Source organism: Streptomyces sp. NBC_00178 (assembly GCF_036206005.1).
Taxonomy (GTDB): domain Bacteria; phylum Actinomycetota; class Actinomycetes; order Streptomycetales; family Streptomycetaceae; genus Streptomyces.
Genome location: NZ_CP108143.1, coordinates 1485008 through 1506284 on the forward strand (window position 1 = coordinate 1485008; position 21277 = coordinate 1506284).

At 72.4% G+C, this 21277-nt stretch carries 21 protein-coding genes and 1 tRNA gene; 9 read left to right on the plus strand and 13 right to left on the minus strand.

Annotated elements, in window-relative coordinates; all coding sequences use genetic code 11:
- Positions 1-214: 214 nt before the first annotated feature.
- Positions 215-1234 (plus strand): PAC2 family protein, encoded by a 1020-nt coding sequence (locus OHT61_RS06310; RefSeq protein WP_329035793.1) that lies wholly within the window; start codon positions 215-217, stop codon positions 1232-1234.
- Between the two features lie 106 nt (positions 1235-1340).
- Here OHT61_RS06310 and mshC read toward each other — a convergent pair whose 3' ends face one another.
- From mshC to OHT61_RS06330, 4 genes are all read right to left on the minus strand, one after another.
- Positions 1341-2570, minus strand: a complete 1230-nt coding sequence (mshC, locus tag OHT61_RS06315; protein WP_329035795.1) for a cysteine--1-D-myo-inosityl 2-amino-2-deoxy-alpha-D-glucopyranoside ligase — start codon at positions 2568-2570, stop codon at positions 1341-1343.
- Positions 2571-2769: 199 nt separating this feature from the next.
- Positions 2770-3630 (minus strand): SCO1664 family protein, encoded by an 861-nt coding sequence (locus OHT61_RS06320; RefSeq protein ID WP_329035796.1) that lies wholly within the window; start codon positions 3628-3630, stop codon positions 2770-2772.
- The gene (locus OHT61_RS06325; RefSeq protein WP_329035798.1) at positions 3594-4184 is read right to left on the minus strand and encodes a DUF3090 domain-containing protein; all 591 of its coding nucleotides are present in this window, start codon (positions 4182-4184) and stop codon (positions 3594-3596) included. The genes OHT61_RS06320 and OHT61_RS06325 overlap by 37 nt, the downstream gene beginning before the upstream one ends.
- Positions 4185-4289: 105 nt before the next feature.
- The gene (locus tag OHT61_RS06330; protein ID WP_329035800.1) at positions 4290-5000 is read right to left on the minus strand and encodes a histidine phosphatase family protein; all 711 of its coding nucleotides are present in this window, start codon (positions 4998-5000) and stop codon (positions 4290-4292) included.
- A 47-nt stretch (positions 5001-5047) separates the two neighbouring features.
- Here OHT61_RS06330 and corA point away from each other — a divergent pair, with 47 nt between their 5' ends.
- The gene (gene corA / locus OHT61_RS06335; protein ID WP_329035802.1) at positions 5048-6043 is read left to right on the plus strand and encodes a magnesium/cobalt transporter CorA; all 996 of its coding nucleotides are present in this window, start codon (positions 5048-5050) and stop codon (positions 6041-6043) included.
- 9 nt (positions 6044-6052) lie between these two features.
- On the opposite strand, the gene OHT61_RS06340 is transcribed toward corA, so the two are convergent.
- Positions 6053-6841: a ferritin-like domain-containing protein gene (locus OHT61_RS06340; RefSeq protein ID WP_329035804.1), complete on the minus strand. Its 789-nt coding sequence runs from the start codon at positions 6839-6841 to the stop codon at positions 6053-6055.
- 270 nt (positions 6842-7111) lie between these two features.
- Complete coding sequence (locus OHT61_RS06345) at positions 7112-8164, minus strand: LLM class F420-dependent oxidoreductase (protein WP_329035805.1); 1053 nt, start codon at positions 8162-8164, stop codon at positions 7112-7114.
- 144 nt (positions 8165-8308) lie between these two features.
- Here OHT61_RS06345 and OHT61_RS06350 point away from each other — a divergent pair, with 144 nt between their 5' ends.
- Positions 8309-9292: an aldo/keto reductase gene (locus tag OHT61_RS06350; protein WP_329035806.1), complete on the plus strand. Its 984-nt coding sequence runs from the start codon at positions 8309-8311 to the stop codon at positions 9290-9292.
- Positions 9289-11616, plus strand: coding sequence for a helix-hairpin-helix domain-containing protein (locus OHT61_RS06355; RefSeq protein WP_329035808.1), 2328 nt, complete (start codon positions 9289-9291; stop codon positions 11614-11616). The genes OHT61_RS06350 and OHT61_RS06355 overlap by 4 nt, the downstream gene beginning before the upstream one ends.
- Before the next feature lie 142 nt (positions 11617-11758).
- Here OHT61_RS06355 and OHT61_RS06360 read toward each other — a convergent pair whose 3' ends face one another.
- Complete coding sequence (locus OHT61_RS06360) at positions 11759-12421, minus strand: hypothetical protein (RefSeq protein ID WP_329035810.1); 663 nt, start codon at positions 12419-12421, stop codon at positions 11759-11761.
- Between the two features lie 47 nt (positions 12422-12468).
- Here OHT61_RS06360 and OHT61_RS06365 point away from each other — a divergent pair, with 47 nt between their 5' ends.
- Positions 12469-12657, plus strand: a complete 189-nt coding sequence (locus tag OHT61_RS06365) for a DUF5703 family protein (protein ID WP_053930948.1) — start codon at positions 12469-12471, stop codon at positions 12655-12657.
- 58 nt (positions 12658-12715) lie between these two features.
- Here OHT61_RS06365 and OHT61_RS06370 read toward each other — a convergent pair whose 3' ends face one another.
- From OHT61_RS06370 to OHT61_RS06380, 3 genes are all read right to left on the minus strand, one after another.
- Positions 12716-13483 (minus strand): chaplin, encoded by a 768-nt coding sequence (locus tag OHT61_RS06370; RefSeq protein WP_329035812.1) that lies wholly within the window; start codon positions 13481-13483, stop codon positions 12716-12718.
- A gap of 136 nt (positions 13484-13619) precedes the next feature.
- Positions 13620-13853, minus strand: coding sequence for a chaplin ChpH (gene chpH, locus OHT61_RS06375; protein WP_073751329.1), 234 nt, complete (start codon positions 13851-13853; stop codon positions 13620-13622).
- 146 nt (positions 13854-13999) lie between these two features.
- A complete protein-coding gene (locus tag OHT61_RS06380) occupies positions 14000-15334 on the minus strand; it encodes a M20/M25/M40 family metallo-hydrolase (protein ID WP_329035816.1) in 1335 nt (444 codons plus the stop codon).
- A 184-nt stretch (positions 15335-15518) separates the two neighbouring features.
- Here OHT61_RS06380 and OHT61_RS06385 point away from each other — a divergent pair.
- Both OHT61_RS06385 and OHT61_RS06390 read left to right on the plus strand, forming a co-directional pair.
- Positions 15519-15603, plus strand: a tRNA-Leu gene (locus OHT61_RS06385).
- A 164-nt stretch (positions 15604-15767) separates the two neighbouring features.
- Positions 15768-16709, plus strand: coding sequence for an RluA family pseudouridine synthase (locus OHT61_RS06390; RefSeq protein ID WP_329035819.1), 942 nt, complete (start codon positions 15768-15770; stop codon positions 16707-16709).
- Positions 16710-16717: 8 nt separating this feature from the next.
- On the opposite strand, the gene OHT61_RS06395 is transcribed toward OHT61_RS06390, so the two are convergent.
- The 3 genes from OHT61_RS06395 to OHT61_RS06405 all read right to left on the minus strand — a co-directional run bounded on the left by OHT61_RS06395 (position 16718) and on the right by OHT61_RS06405 (position 19209).
- Positions 16718-17347, minus strand: a complete 630-nt coding sequence (locus OHT61_RS06395; RefSeq protein WP_329035820.1) for an MBL fold metallo-hydrolase — start codon at positions 17345-17347, stop codon at positions 16718-16720.
- Positions 17347-18432 (minus strand): S-(hydroxymethyl)mycothiol dehydrogenase, encoded by a 1086-nt coding sequence (locus OHT61_RS06400; RefSeq protein WP_329035822.1) that lies wholly within the window; start codon positions 18430-18432, stop codon positions 17347-17349. Before OHT61_RS06400 ends, OHT61_RS06395 begins: the two co-directional genes overlap by 1 nt.
- A 75-nt stretch (positions 18433-18507) precedes the next feature.
- Complete coding sequence (locus OHT61_RS06405) at positions 18508-19209, minus strand: FadR/GntR family transcriptional regulator (protein WP_329035824.1); 702 nt, start codon at positions 19207-19209, stop codon at positions 18508-18510.
- Positions 19210-19353: 144 nt separating this feature from the next.
- Here OHT61_RS06405 and OHT61_RS06410 point away from each other — a divergent pair, with 144 nt between their 5' ends.
- Together OHT61_RS06410 and OHT61_RS06415 are read left to right on the plus strand one after the other, a co-directional pair.
- On the plus strand, positions 19354-19863 hold the full coding sequence (locus OHT61_RS06410) for a gluconokinase (protein ID WP_329035825.1): 510 nt from the start codon (positions 19354-19356) through the stop codon (positions 19861-19863).
- A gap of 11 nt (positions 19864-19874) precedes the next feature.
- On the plus strand, positions 19875-21272 hold the full coding sequence (locus OHT61_RS06415; protein WP_329035827.1) for a GntP family permease: 1398 nt from the start codon (positions 19875-19877) through the stop codon (positions 21270-21272).
- Positions 21273-21277: the final 5 nt, after the last annotated feature.

Genomic DNA, 21277 nt, shown 5'->3' on the forward strand with positions numbered 1-21277 from the left:
CGGCGGAGGGCGGGACGGTACCCCGGGGGAACTCCGGATCCCCTCCGCCCGGTTCCTCCACCACGATCTCGTCTCCGGGGGCTTCCGGCCGGTCTCCGGGGGACATGAATGACCAGTGGCACGGATCGCCACCACATGCAAACGGGCTGCGGCCCGGGGACCCGGAAGTCGTAAGGTTGGTCCGTACACAAGGGAACTTGGGAAGGAGGCCTGGGTGATCGAGCTCGAGGGGGTACCCGAGCTGATCGACCCGGTCATGGTGGCCGCGTTCGAAGGCTGGAACGACGCCGGTGACGCCGCCTCCACCGCGGTCGGACATCTGGACCGGGAATGGAAGGGCGAGGTCTTCGCGGCGCTCGACGCCGAGGACTACTACGACTTCCAGGTCAATCGCCCCACGGTGTGGCTGGACGGTGGTTCACGCAAGATCACCTGGCCCACCACGCGGCTCTCCGTGGTCCGGATCGGCGGGGAGAAACCCCGCGATCTCGTGCTGGTCCGGGGCATCGAACCCTCCATGCGCTGGCGCTCGTTCTGCAACGAGATCCTTGGTTTCGCGCATGAGCTGGGCGTCGAGATGGTCGTGATCCTGGGCGCACTGCTCGGCGACACCCCGCACACGCGGCCGGTGCCCGTCAGCGGTGTCACCTCGGACCCGGACCTGGCCAGGACGATGGACCTGGAGGAGACGCGGTACGAGGGCCCGACCGGCATCGTCGGCATCCTCCAGGAAGCCTGTACGCACGCCGGGGTGCCCGCCGTGAGCCTCTGGGCGGCGGTTCCCCACTACGTGTCCCAGCCGCCGAACCCCAAGGCGACGCTGGCGCTCCTGAACCGGCTGGAGGACCTGCTCGGACTCCGGATCCCGCTGGGCGAACTGCCCGAGGACGCCCGCGCCTGGCAGCTCGGGGTCGATCAGCTGGCCTCTGAGGACAGCGAGGTCGCGGAGTACGTGCAGACGCTCGAGGAGGCGCGGGACACCGCCGAGCTGCCCGAGGCGTCCGGCGAGGCCATCGCCCGGGAGTTCGAGCGCTATCTCCGGCGCAGGGACGTGGGCGGCCCCGGCGGGCACGCGACGGAGAGCGGCGACGCGCCGTACCTCCGGGACACCTCCGGCGGGCGCACCCGGCCGCCCAAGCCGCAGCGCCCCGACAAGGGGCGGCCCAAGGACGGCGACGGGGGCACGCACGGCGACCCGCCGTCCGGCCCGGACGAGGACCCCTCGGACGGCTGACCGCCGCTGTGCGGGGGCCGGCGCGACCAGGGCGAGCCGGACCGGAAGACGGGCCCGGGCCCCGCGATCTCTCGCGGGGCCCGGGCCCGTCACACGTGCCGGCGGGTTACAGCGCGACGCCGAGGAGGGCGTCCACGGTGCGGGAGACGACGCCGGGGGCGCCCTCGTCCGTGCCTCCCTCGGCGTTCTGCCGGGCCGCCCAGCGGTCCACGGCGGCGAGGGCGGCGGGAGCGTCCAGGTCGTCGGCCAGTGCCTCCCTGACCTCCTCGACCAGGGCTTCGGCGGAGTGTCCGTCGGGCCGGGACACGGCGGCACGCCACCGTGCCAGCCGCTCGACCGCGTCGGCGAGCACCTGGTCCGTCCACTCCCAGTCGGACCGGTAGTGGTGCGCGAGCAGGGAGAGCCTGATCGCCGCGGGGTCGACGTCGTCCCGGCGCAGCGCCGAGACGAAGACCAGGTTGCCCTTGGACTTGGACATCTTCTCGCCGCCGAGGGCGACCATGCCGGCGTGCACGTAGGCGCGGGCGAACGGGTGCTCGCCCGTCAGCACCTGGGCGTGCGAGGCGCCCATCTCGTGGTGCGGGAAGGCCAGGTCGGAACCGCCGCCCTGGACGTCGAAGCTCATGCCGAGGTGGTCCAGCGCGATCGCGACGCACTCGATGTGCCAGCCGGGCCTGCCGCGGCCGAGCGAGCCCCCGTCCCAGCTCGGCTCGCCCTCGCGGGCGGCCATCCAGAGCATCGGGTCGAGCGGGTTCTTCTTGCCGGGGCGCTCCGGGTCACCGCCGCGCTCGGCGGAGAGCAGGCGCATCGCCTCGGCGTCGAGGTGGGAGACCTCTCCGAAGCGGGGGTCGCTCTCGACCGAGAAGTAGACGTCGCCGTCGAGTTCGTAGGCGGCGCCCGCGTCCCGCAGGCGTTCGACGAGCGGGACGATGCCGGGTATCGCCTCCACCGCACCGATGTAGTGCTTCGGGGGGAGCATGCGCAGAGCGGTCATGTCCTCCCGGAAGAGGGTCGTCTCGCGCTCCGCGAGCTCGGTCCAGTCCTCGCCGTCGCGCACGGCCCGCTCCAGCAGCGGATCATCCACGTCGGTCACGTTCTGGACGTAGTGAACCTGCCGCTTGGTGTCGAGCCACACGCGCTGAACGAGGTCGAACGCGTTGTAGGTCGCCGCATGACCCATGTGGGTCGCGTCGTACGGCGTGATGCCGCAGACGTAGATGCGGGCGACGGGACCGGGGTCAAGGGTGATCCGTCCGCCGGTCGCGGTGTCGTGGATCCGAAGGTCGCGGCCCTTGCCAGGCAGGGCGGGGACCTCAGAAGCGGGCCAGGCATGCATGTCATGAGCGTAACCGGACGATGCTTCCGGATACGAACCGGATGACGGATCGTGGCCGAAGAGGCGGTCTTGCGCGAAACGCCGCCTTAGGCTGCCGCTCCGTGCCGGCGTGGTCCCCGGACGCACCGCCGAAGCCGCCGGACGGCCCCGTGAAGGGGCTGCCGCCCGGCGGCGGGCCGTCCGCGGGGGACCCCGGCCGTCAGACCGGGGGCCAGGGAATCGCCGGCCACTCACCGCTGGGCTGCGGATGGCGGCCGGACGTGCGCAGGGCCTCCACCCGGGCCCGCAGGGCATCCAGCTCCGCGGGCGTGATGAGTTCCGCCAACCGGGTGGCGAGCGCCGCGCCCGGTGCCAGTGCGCCGGACAGACCGCTCAGCACCTCCACGGCCTCCGCCGTCAGGGACTCGCCCGCCCATCCCCACAGGAGCGTCCGCAGCTTGTCGTCCGCGTTGAAGGTGACGCCGTGGTCGATGCCGTACAGCCGGCCGCCGGGCGCGGGAAGAAGGTGCCCGCCCTTGCGGTCCCCGTTGTTGATCACGGCGTCCAGCACGGCGAGCCGGCGGAGCCGGGGATCGTCGGCGTGCACGAGCAGCGCGGTCCGCCCCTCGCCCACCTCGGCGAATCCCACCGCCTTCCAGCCGTCACCCGGCTCCTCCTCCTCGACGAGCGCGAGCAGGGGCGGCAGCCCGTGGGCCCGGCCGGCATCGCCGTCCGCGGTCTCCTCGGCCTCGATCCACAGCTGGCACATCCCCTCGCCGTAGGGGCCCTCGCGCAGCACCGTGGGGGGCACGAGGCCCCAGCCGGTGGCCTCGGAGACCTCGTACGCCGCGACCTCGCGCCGGGCGAGGTTGCCGTCGGGGAAGTCCCACAGCGGCTGCTCCCCGGCGACCGGCTTGTAGACGCAGGTGCGCTCCTCGCCGTCGTACGCCACCGTGCAGTAGAGCACCGCGTTCGACGCGCCCCTGACCTGCCCGAGGACCGTGAGCTCCCCCTCGGTGAGCAGGGTGCGCAGCCCGGCCTCCGTCAGGCCCCGCGACGGTATCCGTTCTGGCGCGGGCATACGTGTCCTTCCGGGTCGAGGGGGAGGCTGCACAGCGGGCAGGGCGGGCGGCCGGCGTTCACGACGTCCAGGGCCCTCTTGGCGAAGGCCCGCGCCTGCGCGCCGCTCAGCCGGACGCGGAGCATCGGCGGGCCGTTCTCCTCGTCCTGCAGGAGCCTTTCCTCGGCTTCGGCGAGGTCGTCGTCGGAGTCGGCCTCGAGCTCGACGAGGGCCTGCGCCTCGACGATCATGCGCTGCTCGTCGCCGTCCCAGGCGAGTGCCATCGTCCCGACCCTGAACTCCTCCTCGACGGGGGCGTCCAGCGGGGCGGTGTCGGCGACGTCCGTGGGTGCGACGGCCGGCACGGGTGAGTTGCCGCCGGTCCGCCGGACGACCTCGTCGAGGAGTTCGTCGATCCGTTCGGCCAACGCGGCGACCTGGGTCTTCTCCAGGGCCACGCTCGTGACCCGTCCCTTGGATGTCGCCTGCAGGAAAAACGTACGGCGGCCAGGCAGCCCGACCGTACCGGCCACGAAACGGTCCGGGGGGTCGTAGAGGAACACCTGACGGGACACGTCCTGTCTCCCTTGAATGTGATGGCGAATGGGGGTCGGCCCGGGGCCCTGCGGGGTTCCCCCCGCGAGGCCGCTACGGCGCGTCCACCCTACTGCGCCGAGCGATCACGGCGCCCCAGCGCCGCCGCCGACGGCGGCGTCGGCCGTCGTGTCACCCGCCGCGTCGGCCCCGAGGGCCTGTTCCCGGGGCGCGAGGGACGCGAGGTCGCCGGTGTCACCGAGACGCAGGAGGAAGGGCCGCAGCCTGGTGTAGCGGATCGCGGTGACCGAGCACGGGTCCGCGTGGACGCGCTGGAAGAGGTCGAGGTGCATGCCGAGCGCGTCGGCGACGATCGCCTTGATGATGTCGCCGTGCGAGCACATGACGTAGGCGGCCTCCTCGCCGTGCTCCGCCTCGATGCGGGTGTTCCACTCGCGCACCGCCTCCACGGCCCGGGTCTGCATGGCACGCATCGACTCGCCGCCGGGGAACGCCGCGGCCGAGGGGTGCTGCTGCACGACCTTCATCAGGGGGTCGTCGGAGAGTTCGGCGAGCTTGCGGCCGGACCACTCCCCGTAGTCGCACTCGCTGATCCGGTCCTCGGTGTGCGAGGCGAGGTCCGGGCGGGCGTCCAGGAGCGGCTGGAGGGTTTCGCGGCAGCGCTGCAGCGGGCTGCTGACGGCCGCCGCGAGGGCGATGCCGGACAGCCGGCCCGGGAGGGCGGCGGCCTGGGCGGCGCCGCGTTCGTCGAGGGAGACCCCCGGAGTCCGTCCGGCGAGCACTCCGGCGGTGTTGGCGGTCGAGCGTCCGTGGCGTACGAGGATGAGCGTGGGCATGCCTGCAAGCGTAGAAGAGGTGCGTGGAAGAGCGCGGGCGGGGAAGAATGCGGCGAGTGATCGTCGACTGCGGAATTTACCGGGACGGGCGCAGGACCGATGGTCCCGCCGACTTCTCCGATGCCCTGGACGAGGCGCGGGCCACCGGCGACGCGTTCGTCTGGATCGGGCTGCACGAGCCGACGGAGGCGGAGTTCGAGCACGTCACCAGCGAGTTCGCGCTGCATCCCCTCGCGGTCGAGGACGCCCTGCGCGCCCACCAGCGGCCCAAGCTGGAGATCTACGACGACTCCCTGTTCGTGGTCATCAAGCCGGTGGTCTACGAGCAGGAGAGCGACACCGTGAGCGCCGGGGAGCTCATGCTGTTCATAGGGGACTCGTTCGTCGTCACCGTGCGGCACGGTGAGGGCGCGCCGCTGGCGGCCGTGCGCAGTCGTCTGGAGGCCGAGCCGGAGGTCCTCAAGCACGGGCCCACGTCGGTGCTGTACGCGGTCAGCGACGCGGTGGTCGACCACTACATCGAGGTCGCCGCCGAGCTCCAGGTCGACCTGGAGGAGCTGGAGGCGCAGGTGTTCGCACCGACCGGCTCCCGCGACACCACGAACACGGCCGCGGCCATCTACACCTTCAAGCGGCAGGTGCTGGAGTTCCGCAGGGCGACCAACCCGCTGAGCGGCCCGATGGCCCGGCTCTCCGGCGCGGGGGTGCCGTTCGTCGACGCAAGCTCGCAGCCGTTCTTCCGGGACGTGAACGACCACCTGACCCGTGCCGTGGAACACGTGGAGGGCCTGGACCGGCTGCTCTCGGACATCCTCTCGGCGCACCTGGCGCAGGTCGGCGTGCGGCAGAACGACGACATGAGGAAGATCTCGGCCTGGGCCGCCATGGCCGCGGTACCGACCCTGGTGGCGGGCATCTACGGCATGAACTTCGAGCACATGCCCGAACTCCACTGGGTCTGGACCTACCCGACGGTGATCGGGCTGATGGGCGTCGCGGTCTTCAGCCTGTACCGCATGTTCAAGCGGCGCGGCTGGATGTAGGCGCGGCCCTCAGGCGAACTCGGTCTCCGGGGCGGCCGGGCTGCCGAGCGCGTCGCGCAGCACGGGCTGGCGCAGGCTCACCATCCGCTGCCAGCCCACCAGCCGCTCGTACGCGTACATCGCGTGGATGCCGGCGCTCAGCAGCGCGCTCTTGGCGCGGGACCAGCGCAGTACCTCGCCCATGTGCCGCATGACGGCGAGGCTGACGTCGCGGTAGACGCGGATCTCCGCGCGGGCGCACTCCCGCAGGACGGACTGGATCGTGCGGCCGTGTCCGGCCCGGGCGAAGCGCAGGAGTTCCTCGTGGCAGTAGGCGAGGTGGTTGTCCTCGTCGCGCGAGATCATCCTGACGGCGCGGCCGAGCACCGGGTGGTCGGAGAAGTGCCGCAGGAGCAGCCTCATCTGTTCGGAGGCCCGCTGCTCGGTGACCCTGCTGTGGGCCAGGTAGACGATGATGTCCCGCTCGGTGAGGGGTTCCTCGCGGCTCAGCCGGTCGTGGGCCAGGCCGATGCCGTGACGTTCCAGCAGGAGGGTGTAGTCGGTCTCGTAGGGCACCGACACGGCCTGGAGTCCGCGTTGCTTCAGCAGGGCGTTGAAGATCCGGCCGTGCTTGTCCTCGTCGGCACCGTGCCGGGCGACCTTGGGGGCGAGCTCCCTCAGTCCGGGGGGCACCAGGGCGGCGATGCGCCCGTTCTCCCAGCCGCCCTGGGCCTCCCCGCCGGCGGCGATCGAGCAGAACAGCCGGAACGACTCGTCGTTGTCGAGGATCTCCTGGAACAGACTCTTTGCCGAGAGCATCACTGCCACCTTTCGCACCGGTGTCCGCAGAGCCACAGTCAAATTCGGTACGGCCCGGTAGGCAACACGAGCGGGGCGGGGCAGGGCCGAACGGGCGCCGCACGGCTCCCGGACCGGCGAAGGCTCCCCGGGAGGGGCACGGGGCGTAACCGGGAGCGGCGCGAGGCGTTGTTCCCTGTGACGGCCGTGGCGGGGAGGACCCCCCGAGCCCCCACCACGGCCGTAGTGCTTCCCCGTCCCGGGTCCACGTCCGGTGCGGGTCCGCGTCCGTTACGCCGCGGTGCCGGAGAGCTCGAGGGCGTCGGTGCCCGCCCGCAGGGCCGCGAGGCGCTCGTCGAGCGTGAAGCCGGCGGGGGCGAGGGTCAGAGTCGTGACCCCGGCCTCGGCGTAGGCCCGCATCCGGTCGGCGATCCGCTCCACCGAGCCGAGGAGCGCGGTCTGGTCGATGAGCCGGTGCGGCACGGCCGCGGCCGCGCCGGCCTTGTCGCCGGACAGGTACTTGTCCTGGATCTCGGCCGCCTCCTTCTCGTAGCCCATGCGCTGGGCGAGCTGGTTGTAGAAGTTCTGCTTGCGGCTGCCCATGCCGCCGACGTAGAGCGCGGTGTAGGGGCGGAACATGTCGGCGAGGCCGTTGATGTCGTCACCGATCGCCAGGGGCAGGGTCGGACAGACGTCGAATCCGTCCATCGTCTTCCCGGCCTTCTCCCGCCCGGCCCGCAGGTGCTTGAGCGCCGTCTCCTCGATGTGCTCGGCGGAGGGGAAGATCAGGAGGGCGCCGTCGGCGATCTCACCGGTCTGCTCCAGGTTCTTGGGGCCGATCGCGGCGATGTAGAGCGGGATGTGCTCGCGCTGCGGGTGGACGGTCAGCTTGAGGGGCTTGCCCGGGCCGTCGGGCAGCGGCAGGGTCCAGTGCTCGCCCTCGTAGGAGAGCCGCTCGCGGGACATGGCGCGGCGCACGATCTCGACGTACTCGCGCGTGCGGGCCAGCGGCTTGTCGAACTTGACGCCGTACCAGCCCTCGGAGACCTGCGGTCCCGAGACGCCGAGCCCCAGGCGGAAGCGGCCCCCGGAGAGGGAGTCGAGCGTGGCGGCCGTCATGGCCGTCATGGCGGGCTGGCGGGCCGGGATCTGCATGATGGCGGAGCCGACGTCGATGGACTCGGTCCGGGCGGCGACCCAGGCGAGCACCGTCGGCACGTCGGAGCCGTAGGCCTCGGCGGCCCAGCAGACGTCGTAACCGAGCCGGTCCGCCTCCTGGGCGACGGCGAGGTTGTCGCCGTCCATGCCCGCACCCCAGTAACCGAGATTGATGCCGAGCCGCATAGCCACGCTCCCTCTACTGATCAGTAACGTTCCTGTGCCCGGGACTCTAGCGCGGGGCGCCGGAATCCGGCAGGCTCGCCCCGGGGCCCGGGGTTGTCCACAGGCCTGCACCGGTCGCGGCCCCGGCCAGTAATCTCAGCGCCCATGGAGCAGAGGCATCTCGGCCGCACCGGCCTTCGCGTGTCCCGTATCGGGCTGGGCACCCTCACCTGGGGCCGGGACACCGACGAGCACGACGCCGCCGACCAGCTCAAGGCCTTCTGGGACGCCGGCGGCACCCTGGTGGACACCGCCGACGTCTACGCCGACGGGGAGGCCGAGTACCTGCTGGGCCGCCTGCTGGACAAACTGGTGCCCCGGCGGGATCTGGTCATCTCGACCAAGGCGGGCAGCGTGGCCGACCCCTACCGGCGCTTCGACGGCTCGCGGGGACATCTCCTGGCCGCGCTGGACGCCTCCCTGCGGCGGCTCGGGACGGACTACGTCGACCTGTGGCAGGTCCACGCGTTCGACCCCGTGACCCCGCTGGAGGAGACCCTTCAGGCAGTGGACCTCGCCGTGTCGTCGGGGCGCGTGCGGTACGCGGGCGTCTGCGACTTCAGCGGCTGGCAACTGGCCAAGGCCGCGACCTGGCAGCTCGCCGCGCCCGGGGTGCGCACCCGGCTGGCGTGCACCCAGATGGAGTACTCCCTGGTGCAGCGGGGCGTGGAGCGTGAGGTGCTGCCGGCGGCGCTGGATCTCGGGGTGGGGCTGCTGCCGTCGTCGCCGCTGGGCCGCGGGGTCCTGACGGGCAAGTACCGCACCGGCACCCCGTCGGACTCCCGGGGCGCCTCGGAACACCTCGCCCCGTTCGTCGAGCCGTATCTCCACGGGGCGGCGCGCCGGATCGTGGACGCCGTGGCCACGGCCGCAGACGGTCTCTCCACGACGCCTCTGCAGGTCGCCCTCGCCTGGGTGCGCGACCGGCCCGGAGTGGTGGCGCCGGTCGTCGGCGCGCGCAACGCGCGGCAGCTGACCGAGGCGTTGTCAGTGGAGGCGCTTAGTCTTCCTGACGAGATCTGCCAGGCGCTCGACGACGTGTCGGCGCCCGTGCACCGCTATCCCGACCAGGACTGGAGCACGCTGTGACTGCGCTTCCCCGGGGAGAATCCCCGGACCCCGCCGCCGAGGACGACGAGGGCCGCGAGGAGACCGGCGGGCCGGCCACGGGCGGCTCGCCCGGCGAGCACGGCCCCGAGGCCGAGGACGGCGCGGACGCACCGCAGGAGACCGGCGCCGGCCAGGGTGCGGAGGAGACGCGGGCCGCGCGGGACCCCGAAGCCGGTGGGAGCGCGGAGGCCGAGGAAGAGGCCGGTGCGGGCGGGGGGGCCGGGGACACCGCCGAGCCGTCCGGGGCGCCCGAGATGTCGGAGGCCGCGGCCGAGCTGGCGGCGCAGCGCGAGCTGCGCCTCCGGATCGAGCAGCGCAAGGCCGGGAAGGACGGCCCCATCGCCGCGGGCGGCAAGCTGAGCGGCCCCGCCGCCGATCTGCTCGCGGCCGTGCGAGCCGTGGAGAGCGGCGCGAAGCCGGGCACAGCCTTCTTCGACTCGCCCGCGTCCGCCCCGGCGCCCCGCAGGGCGGCTCCGCAGGCCGCCCCCGCGGCCGCCCGGGCGGCCGCGGCTCCCGAGCGGCCCGACGCGCGGGTCGGGTCCCCGCAGGCCGCCGCCTCGGCCGCGACGGTGCTCGCCGAGGGAGGGGCCCCCGAGGCCCTGGCACGTCCCGCGGCCGCGGTTCTCGGCGAGCAGGCGGCCGCGGTCCTCCGGGAGGACCCCTGGCAACTGCTGTCGCTGCCCGGTGTCCGCCCGGAGCAGGCGGACGGATTCGCCCGGGCTCTGCTGGGCGCGGAGTGCGGCCCCGACGACGCGCGGCGCACCGCTGCGCTCGTCGGCTGGCTGCTGGAGCGGGCGGCGCTGCGGGGCCACACGGCCCTGGACGCCGCCGAGGTGCGCACGGCACTGTCCGGGTTCGCGGTCACCGACCCCGGCGCGGCCGTCCAGCACGCGGTGGCCGAGGGTGTCGTGCTGGTCTTCCAGGACGGCGACGACGGTGCGGAGGAGGAGCCGGCCGGTCCGCGGGACGACGCGGGCGGGGACTCCGGGGGCGGGCCGGAGGCCGGGGCGCCGGACGACGAGGCGCCGGTGCTGGTCCTGCTGGGCCTCGACCGGTACGCGCTGGCCGAGGAGAGTCTCGCCGACGGTCTGGCACGGCTGGTCAACTCCGTGGAGAAGGGCGCCGACTGGGCGGAGGCCGCGGCCCTCGCCCCCTCTCCTTCGGCGGCCGAGCTGATCCGCACGGCCGCGACCGCGGGCCTGGTCGCGCACAGCGGAGGCGAGAGCGCCAGGGCCGAGCCCGCGGCCCTGATCACCGCCGCCCGCGGTCTCGGGCTGCGGGCCGTGGGCACGACCCACAGCGTCGACGGTCTCCACCGCCTGGCCGCGGCCGTGGGCGACCCGGACGCCGCGGTCACCCTCTCCGCCCTGCTCTCCGGCGAGGCGGGTCCGGGGCGCGACGCGGACGGCGCGTTCGCCGTCGACCTGCTCGTGGTGCTGGACGCCCCGCAGCTCGACGTGGAGACGGCCGCGATGCTGGTGGAGTCCCTCGCCGACGGCACGCGACTGGTGCTGAGCGGTGACCCGGGGGTTCTGGCCTCCGCGGGAGCGGGCCGGGTGTTCGCCGACGTGATCGCGGCGCGCGCCTGCCCGCACGTGGTCTCGCGTACACCCGATCCCGGGCCGATCGGCGAGCTGGTGTCGGGCATCGGCGTCGGGGAGCTCGCGCAGGTCGAGGCGCCGGGCAGGGAGGTGGTGATCGTGCCCGTCCGCGACGCGGGCGAGGCGGTCCACCGCACGGTGCAGCTCGTCGCCGACTCCGTACCTCGCGCGCTCGGCGTACCGCCCTCGGACACGCAGGTCATCACCGTCGGGCACGGTGGCTCGGCGGGGACGACGGCGCTGAACGCGGCGCTGAAGCAGCGGCTCAATCCGGGGCCGGGGCGGTTCGGGGGCTTCGACCCGGGCGACCGTGTGGTCCATGTGCCCGCACCGGGAAGGGTGGTGCCGGGTGCCGTCGTCTCGGCCGACGCCGAGGGGCTGCACCTGGACTGCTCGGGTACACCCGTCGTCGTACCGCAGGAGCGGGTGGAGACGGCGGTACGCCACGGCTGGGCGCTGAGCGCCCACCAGGCGGCGGGGATGCGGTGGCCGGCGGCCGTCGTCGTCCTGCCGGGCGACGCGGCGGGAGGGCTGAGCCGGCCCTGGGTGTACACCGCGTTCAGCAGGGGCGAACGGCACCTGTCCGTGGTCCACGGCGTGGACCAGGCCCTCCCCCGCGCGGTGGCGGAGGTCGCCGCCCAGGAGCGGACGACGAGGCTGCGCCCCCTGCTGGAGGCGCTGCCGACACCGGACGCCTCCTAAGGGCTCGGGCAGGACACCCGCGGTCCCGGGCGGCGTCGTACGGGACCGCGGAACGCCGGGATCATGACGACGGCCCCGGTGCGCTGGGCGTCACCGGGGCCGTCATCCGCTCACCGTGCGGTCAGGCGCGTGCCCGGTGCGGTCAGGCGCGTTCCGGGACGGCGTCCTCGGGCTCGCCGTCCCGCTCGTCCTCCTCGTCGAAGACCGCGCTCACGTCGAAGCGGCAGACGACCAGTTCGGGATCGGCGTCCTCGAACGGTGCGCCGAGCCACTCCCCCGCTTCGGGGAGCTCCTCCAGTGCCGAGACCCAGAGCGTCGAGTCCCCTTCCTCCAGGCCGAACTCCTTGTGCCGGGAGGCGATCTCGTCCGCCTCGTACTCGCCGAAGAGCACGCCCAGCGCGGCGTGCACACCGGCCCCGACGACCGGGACCGCGTCGCCCTCGTGCCCCTCGGGGTCGAGATCGGCGAGACGCTGTGCCTGGGCCAGCAGCCGCGCGGGCTGCGCCACCGCGTAGTCGCGCCTGATCAGCACGCTCAGTGCGTGCGGCTCCTCGGGCCCCGCGTAGGGCGGCAGCGAGTCCTCCGCGCCGGGGATCTCGAAGGGCGTGACCTCGTCGTAGCGGTCGTAGAGGAATTCGTCGTACACCTCGGCCGCGGCGGCCAGTGCGTTGAACGCGTCGAAGACGGCGGGATCGTCGTCCCCGGTACGGCGCTCGACGGCCTCGAGGTGGCGGTCGAGCGCGGCTTTTACCGCTTCGGCGGCGGCGCGTACCTCGGCAGCGGTGGGCTGCGCAGCATCAGACATGGGACAGACGCTATCCGTACCGGGGGTCTGCCCGCACAATAGATGCGATGCCGGAATATGAATTCATCGACGTGTACGTGCCGCGCGGGGTCTCCCGCAAGGAAGCGGCCCGCCTGTTGACCGACCACGCCGAGTACGGACACTGGGAGCTGGACCGGCTGACGCTGCGCCGCGACGGCAGCCGCCGGGTGCGGCTCCGCCGGAGGATCATCCGTCAGCTCCGGCCGACCTGGTAGCGCGGAGCGGGTCCCGCGTAGGCGGAACCCGCTCGTCGCGCCGGTCTTCGTGCCGGTGCTATGCCGCGCTGCGCGAACGCCGGTACAGGACCGTGCCCGCGCCGGCCAGCATCATGCCGGCGCTCGCCGGGATCAGCAGGCCCAGGCCGCCGGCACCCGTGTGCGCGAGCTGCTCGCCCGGCACGAGCTGGGGCTCGGGGGTGTGGGGGACGTGCGGGGTGACCGGTGTCCCGGGGGTCTCCGGTGTCTCCGGGACCGCGGGGGGCGGGACTTCCTCGGTGATGTTCTCGCAGTCGTTGCCGAAGACCGGGTTGAGCAGCCCGCCGACGGTGACGCTGTTCCCGCAGAGGTTCACGGGGATCTCCACCGGCGCCTGCACCTGGTTGCCGGACAGGATTCCCGGCGAACGGGTCGTCTCCGCCTGCGCGGAGGTGCCGGAGGCCCGGTGCCTGCCGGTCCCCTCGTCACTGTGCCGCGCGCCCTGGTGGCCGGACGCCCGGCTGCCCGGGCCGTCGGCCGAACCGCCGCCGTCCTCGTGGTGCGAGGAATCGCGTGAGTGACCCCGCGACTGACCGGAATCCGAAGATCCGTTTCCGCAGTCGTTGCCGAACGTGGGGTTGAGCAGACCACCGACGTCCACGGAGTTGCCGCACACGTTCACGGGAACGTCGACCGGGACCTGGACCGAGTTCCCGGAGAGCACTCCGGGCGAGCCCGACGCGGCGCCGGCCGCACCGGCGTCCGCGTGCGCGTAGCCGCCGCTGAGGGCGAGCACGCCGCCCGCAGCTGCCATGGTGATCAGGCCTTTACGTGTGACCTGTCGCATAGGTTGCTTTCCTGCCTTCTGCCTAACGAAATGCCCCGGCACGAGCGCGCGGGGCCGAATGCCCAGCGGCCCCGGAGTGCATGGGGCGCACTCCGGGGCCGACCGGACTCGAACCCTTACGGGTTGACGCGCATCGTCACGCGTTGACGCAGGTGTTGCCGAAGGCGGGGTTCAGCAGACCGATCACGGAGATCGTGTTGCCGCACACGTTCACCGGAACGTGAACCGGAACCTGGATGACGTTGCCCGAGAGCACGCCGGGGCTGCCGATGGCGGCACCCTGGGCACCGGCGTCGGCGGAAGCCATACCCGCACCAGCGAGCACGAGACCACCGGTAGCAGCCGCGATTGCGACGACCTTCTTGATCATTATTCCTCCTGTGTTGACAAGTGCGGTCCCAGCCGCGGACCGCATCCCGTGTAACGAGGAGGGGGTGGGGGGGCTACGACTGCGCGACCCCTTTCACCCTTTCCGGTGAGAGCCGTACAGGCAGGCGAATGAGGCGGACGGCAGGGTCAGGAGTGGTCGATGAAGCGGTCGAGCACCCGCGCCCCGAAGGTCAGCCCCTCCACCGGAACCCGCTCGTCGACACCGTGGAACATTCCGGCGAAGTCCAGCTCCGGCGGCAGCTTCAGCGGCGCGAACCCGAAGCAGCGGATGCCCAGGTCGTCGAAGGACTTCGCGTCGGTGCCGCCGGAGAGCATGTACGGCACCGCGCGCGCGATCGGGTCCTCGGCCTTGAGCGCGAGCTGGATGGCGTCCACCAGGGAGCCGTCGAAGCTGGTCTCCAGCGCCTTGTCGCCGTGCACGTCCTCGCGCTTCACCCGCGGCCCGAGGATCCGGTCGAGGTCGGCCAGGAACTCCTCCTCGTAACCCGGCAGGAAGCGACCGTCGACGTGCGCGGTGGCCTGCCCGGGGATCACGTTCACCTTGTAGCCGGCGCCGAGCATGGTCGGGGCGGCCGAGTTGCGGAGGGTGGCGCCGACCATCTTGGCGATCCCGCCCAGCTTGGCGAGCGTGGCCTCCATGTCCTCGGGGTCCAGGGGGGTGCCGAGCGCGTCGGACAGCTCGTCGAGGAACGACCGCACGGTCTTCGTCACCCTGACCGGCCACTTGTGCCGGCCGAGCCGGCCGACGGCCTCGCAGAGCTCGGTGATGGCGTTGTCGTCGTTCGTCATCGACCCGTGACCGGCGGTGCCGTCCACGGTGAGCCGCATCCAGTGCATGCCCTTCTGCGCGGTCTCCACGAGGTAGAGGCGCAGGTTCTCGTTGACGGTGAAGGAGAAGCCGCCGACCTCGCCGATCGCCTCGGTGACGCCGTCGAAGAGGTCGCGGTGGTTGTCGACGAGGTGGCGCGCGCCGTAGGTGCCTCCCGCCTCCTCGTCCGCCAGGAAGGCCAGCACGATGTCGCGCGGGGGCTTGCGGCCGCTGCGCATCCTGTCGCGTACGACCGCGAGGGTCATCGCGTCCATGTCCTTCATGTCGACCGCTCCGCGGCCCCACACGCACCCGTCCGCGATCTCCCCGGAGAACGGGTCGTGCGTCCAGTCGGCCGCGTTGGCCGGGACGACGTCGGTGTGCCCGTGGATCAGGAGCGCGGGCCTGGAGGGGTCCTCGCCCTCGATCCGGGCCACTGTGGAGGCCCGACCCTTGTGGGATTCGAAGATCTGGGGCTCGAGCCCGACCTCGGCGAGCTTCTCCGCGATGTACTCGGCGGCGACCCGCTCACCGGGGCCCGAGTGGTCTCCGTAGTTGCTGGTGTCGATCCGGATCAGGTCGCGACAGAGGTCGACGACCTCGCTCTCGGCGCTCTCGCCGATGCCGGCCCGGGCCGTGCTGGTCTCGCTCACGCTGGTGTTCCTTCCACTGTCGCGGTGGTACTCCCTCCCATACTCCCGCGCCCGCGCCCCGCGCCCAAGGCCGCCCGTCACTCGTCATGCGGCTTTCACGAGCCCGGGGGTGTGATCGAGCACCCCCGAATGTTTGCTATGGTTTTCCACGTCGGAACGGGCGAGGCCCGGGACGGCGCACCCGGTCCGGGTGGCGGAATGGCAGACGCGCTAGCTTGAGGTGCTAGTGCCCTTTATCGGGCGTGGGGGTTCAAGTCCCCCCTCGGACACAGTGGAAAACCCCCAGGTCACCTGGGGGTTTTCGCGTTTCCGACAGCACCGCGGCCTTCCGGGCGGAACATCGCGCGGACTCAGGGAGGCGAGGGCGCGGGTGGGATGATGGACGGCCCGCGCCCGTCCCTCCCGGGCCCCTCCGGCGACAAGGACCGATGCCATGAGAGGACGGGCGAAACCCCCTCCCGCCCCCCTTCCGCAGCGCGCGGGCGTGGATCCCGTGCGGGTGCGGCTCCCCGCCGACCCCGAGGGGGCCTGGACGAGCGTCGGGGACCATCTGCTGGCCAGGTTCGCGGGCGCGGTGGGCGCGGAGCGGGTGACGGCGATGCTGGCCGACGGCAGGTTCGTCGGGGCCGACGGCCGGGCCGTGGCGGCGGACGAGCCGTACACGGCCGGCCGGTACCTCTGGTTCCACCGGGACTTCGCCCCGGAGGAGCCCGTGCCGTTCCCCGTCGGCGTGGTCCACCGTGACGAGCACCTGGTGATCGCGGACAAGCCGCACTTCCTCAGCACCACCCCGCGCGGCCGGCACATCACCGAGACCCTGGTCGCGCGGCTGCGTGACGAGCTGGGCCTGCCGGAGCTGCAGCCCGCGCACCGGCTCGACCGGCTGACGGCCGGCCTGGTGCTCTGCGTCGTACGGCCCGGCGAAAGGGGCGCGTACCAGACGCTGTTCCGGGACCGGCTGGTACGCAAGGAGTACGAGGCCGTGGCCCCCTACGATCCCGGGGTCGCGCTCCCCCGGACGGTGCGCAGCAGGATCGTGAAGGAGCGCGGGGTCATCGCTGCCCGCGAGGTGCCGGGCGAGGAGAACAGCGAGAGCCGGGTGGAGCTGCTGGACCGCCGCGGCGGGCTCGGCAGGTACCGGCTGGTTCCGGCGACGGGGCGTACGCATCAGCTGCGGGTCCACATGAACGCGCTGGGGCTGCCGCTGGTGAACGATCCGGTCTATCCGGTCGTGGAGCCGGACGCGGCCCCCGGGGACTTCGCCCGGCCGCTGCAACTGCTGGCGAGGACGCTGGAGTTCACCGACCCGGTCACGGGCGGGCCGCGCCGCTTCGAGAGCGGGCTGCGGCTCGCCGCGTGGCCGGGCGGGGAGTGAGCGGTCCGTCAGTGGCCGCGGGCGATCCAGTCGTCCAGCTGCGGCGCCTCGGCGCCGATGGTGGTGGAGTCGCCGTGCCCGGTGCGGACGACGGTCCCGGCCGGGAGGGCGAGCAGCCGGTCCCTGATCGAGTCGATGATCGTCGGGAAGTGCGAGAACGACCGGCCGGTGGCTCCCGGCCCGCCCTGGAAGAGGGTGTCGCCGGTGAACACGGTGTCCAGGCCGGGGGCGTGGAGGCAGACGGCGCCGGGGGCGTGGCCCGGGGTGTGCAGGACCGTCAGGCGTTCGCCGGCGATCTCCAGCACCTGTCCGTCGGCGAGTTCGCCGTCGGGGGCGCGGTCCGGGTGGGTCAGCTGCCACAGCGGCAGGTCGTCGGGGTGGAGCAGGATCTGCGCCCCGGTCGCGTCGGCCAGGGCGGGGGCCGCGTCGATGTGGTCGTTGTGCGCGTGGGTGCAGATGATGGCGCGCAGCGTGCGTCCGCCGAGCGCGGCGCGGATGGCCGCCGCGTCGTGGGCGGCGTCGATGACGACGGCCTCGGTGTCGTCGCCGACGATCCAGACGTTGTTGTCGACGTCCCACTCGCCACCGTCGAGGGCGAAGGTGCCGGAGGTGACCAGGTGGTCGATGCGGGCGGTCATCAGAACACCACCACCGAGCGCAGGACGTCGCCGTCGTGCATCCGGCCGAAGGCGTGCTCGATGTCGCCCAGCCCGATGGTCTCCGTGACGAAGGCGCCGAGGTCCAGGCGGCCCTGCTGGTGGAGGTCGATGAGCATGGGGAAGTCGCGGGAGGGCAGGCAGTCGCCGTACCAGGAGGACTTGAGCGAACCGCCGCGGCCGAACACGTCGAGGAGCGGGAGTTCGAGCTGCATCTCGGGCGTCGGGACGCCGACGAGGACGACGGTGCCGGCGAGGTCGCGGGCGTAGAAGGCCTGCTTGTACGTCTCCGGGCGGCCGACCGCCTCGATGACGACGTCGGCGCCGTGGCCCCCGGTCAGCGAACGGATGGCCTCGACGGGGTCGGCGGAGCGCGAGTTGACGGTGTGGGTCGCGCCCATCTTCTTCGCCGTCTCCAGCTTGCGGTCGTCGATGTCGACCGCGATGATCTTCGCCGCTCCCGCGAGCCGGGCTCCGGCGATCGCCGCGTCGCCGACTCCGCCGCAGCCGATGACGGCGACGGAGTCGCCCCGTCCGACCTGTCCGGTGTTGATGGCCGCGCCGATTCCCGCCATGACGCCGCAGCCGAGGAGGCCGGCGACGGCCGGGGAGACCTCCGGGTCGACCTTGGTGCACTGGCCGGCGGCGACGAGCGTCTTCTCGGCGAAGGCCCCGATGCCGAGCGCCGGGGACAGCTCGGTGCCGTCCAGGAGGGTCATCTTCTGCTTGGCGTTGTGGGTGTTGAAGCAGTACCAGGGGCGGCCGCGCAGACAGGCGCGGCACTGGCCGCACACGGCACGCCAGTTGAGGACGACGAAGTCACCCGGGGCGACGTCGGTGACGTCGTCGCCGACGGACTCCACCACGCCCGCGGCCTCGTGGCCGAGGAGGAAGGGGAAGTCGTCGTTGATCCCGCCCTGCTTGTAGTGCAGGTCGGTGTGGCAGACGCCGCACGCCTGGATCTTGACCACGGCCTCGCCGGGGCCCGGGTCCGGCACGAGGATCGTCTCGACGCGAACGGGCTCGTCCTTGCCCGGTGCGATGACCCCTTGTACCTGCTGCGCCATGCCGTGGTCTCCCATTCCGACTGCCCCGTCCGCCCGAGGATCGGGCCCGCCCACCGTACCCGGAAGGGGCTCGGCTCAAGGGGCCAGTACGTCCAGTTCGTGGAGCGCGCCCACGGCGATCTCCTTCGTCAGCCGCTCGGCGGCGGCCGCGTCGCCCTCGCGCACGGCTTCGGCGACCCGCACGTGGAGGGTGACGGCGGCGGGGTCGGGGTCCTCGAACATCACCTGGTGGTGCGTACGTCCGGCGAGCACCTCGGCGACGACGTCGCCGAGGCGGGCGAACATCTCGTTGCCGGAGGCGTTGAGCACGATGCGGTGGAAGGCGATGTCGTGCCTGAGGTAGCCCTCCAGCTGCCGGCCGCGCGAGGTGGCGACCATGCCGAGGGCGCACTGCGTGAGTTCCGCGCACTGCGCGGCCGTGGCGTGGCGCGCGGCGAGGCCCGCCGCGACGGGCTCCACCGCGGACCGCAGGACGGTGAGGGAGCGCAGCTGCCGGGGCCGGTCGGAACCGGCGAGACGCCACCGGATGACCTGGGGGTCGTAGACGTTCCACTCGTCGGCGGGCCGGACGGTCACTCCGACCCGGCGCCGGGACTCGACCAGGTGCATGGACTCCAGGACCCGGATGACCTCGCGTACGACGGTCCGTGAGACGTCGAAGCGCTGGGCGACCTCGTCGGTGCGCAGGACCGTGCCGGGCGGGCTGTCACCCGCGGCGATCTCGAGACCCAGGGTGTCCAGCACATGTGTATGCAGCCCCTGGCCCTGTGTGGTCATGACCACCAGCCTACGGTGCCGCCCGGACGCGATTAAGTACGACGTTTATGTCACAGCCTCTTGAATAAGTCGTATGTAATGGGTTTCAGTAGCGCGACGGACCGATGTCGACGGACCGATGTCGATGAAGACAGCGAGGCACCGATGAGTACCCCCCACGTCGTCGTGGTGATGGGCGTAGCAGGGACCGGCAAGACCACGATCGGCCCCCTGCTCGCCGACCGGCTCGGCGTTCCCTACGCCGAGGGCGACGACTTCCACCCGCCCGCCAACATCGCGAAGATGTCCGCGGGCACCCCGCTGGAGGACGACGACCGCTGGCCCTGGCTGGACGCGATCGGCCGGTGGGCACACGGCCGGGCGGAGCTCGGCGGGGTCGTCAGCAGCTCGGCGCTCAAGCGCGTCTACCGCGACCGGCTGCGCGCCGAGGCACCCGGCGTCCTCTTCCTGCACCTGACGGGCGACCGGGCGCTGATCGAGCGCCGCATGGCGGACCGCAAGGGCCACTTCATGCCGACGGCCCTGCTCGACTCCCAGTTCGCCACCCTGGAGCAGCTGCAGGAGGACGAGGCCGGGGTGTCGGTCGACGTGTCCGGCACCCCCGAGGAAATCACCGACCGGGCCGTCGCCGCGCTGCGCCGGCCCGAGAACTGAGGATCATCACCGTGACAGATCTCAGCGTCGAGATGCTGGCAGCGGACGCCGTCGAACCCATCACTTCGGCCGGCAACGCGCAGCTGGGCATCGCCGTCCTGGCGGGCATAGCCGTCATCGTCCTGCTCATCACCAAGTTCAAGATGCACGCGTTCCTCGCGCTGACCATCGGCTCCCTCGCCCTCGGCTCCTTCGCGGGCGCCAGTCCGGCGAAGACGATCGCCAGCTTCACCACGGGGCTCGGTTCCACGGTCGCGAGTGTCGGCGTCCTCATCGCCCTCGGCGCCATCCTGGGCAAGCTGCTCGCCGATTCCGGCGGCGCCGACCAGATCGTCGACACGATCCTCGCGAAGGCGAGCGGGCGTGCGATGCCGTGGGCGATGGTCCTGATCGCGTCGATCATCGGACTTCCGCTGTTCTTCGAAGTCGGCATCGTGCTGATGATCCCGGTGGTGCTGCTGGTCGCCAAGCGCGGCAACTACTCGCTGATGCGGATCGGCATCCCCGCGCTCGCCGGCCTCTCGGTGATGCACGGTCTGATCCCGCCGCACCCCGGTCCGCTGGTCGCGATCGACGCCCTCGGCGCCAACCTCGGTGTCACCCTGGCCCTCGGCGTGCTGGTGGCCGTGCCGACGGTGGTCATCGCCGGGCCGGTCTTCTCCCGCTACGCCGCCCGCTGGGTGGACATCGAGGCGCCGGAGAAGATGGTCCCGCAGCGCCCGTCCGAGGACCTGGAGCGGCGCCCGGGCTTCGGCGCGACACTGGCGACGATCCTGCTGCCCGTCGTGCTGATGCTGGCCAAGGCGCTCGTCGACATCGTGGTGGACGACCCGGAGAACCACGTCCAGCGGGTCACCGACGTCGTCGGCTCGCCCCTGATCGCGCTGCTCGCGGCCGTCATCGTGGGCATGTTCACCCTGGGCCGCGCCGCCGGGTTCACCAAGGACCGCCTCAGCGGCACCGTCGAGAAGTCGCTCGCCCCGATCGCGGGCATCCTCCTGATCGTGGGTGCGGGCGGCGGCTTCAAGCAGACCCTCATCGACGCCGGTGTCGGCCGGATGATCCTGGAGTTCTCCGAGAGCTGGTCGGTGCCGGCCCTGCTGCTCGGCTGGCTGATCGCCGTCGCGATCCGTCTGGCGACGGGGTCGGCGACCGTGGCCACCATCTCGGCGGCCGGGCTGGTCGCCCCGCTGGCGGCGGACATGTCGACCTCGCACACGGCGCTGCTGGTCCTCGCCGTCGGGGCGGGCTCGCTCTTCTTCAGTCACGTCAACGACGCGGGGTTCTGGCTGGTGAAGGAGTACTTCGGCATGGACGTCCCGCAGACGCTCAAGACCTGGTCGGTGATGGAGACGATCATCTCCGTCGTCTCGCTGGGCTTCATCCTGCTGCTGTCGCTGGTGCTGTAGGCCGC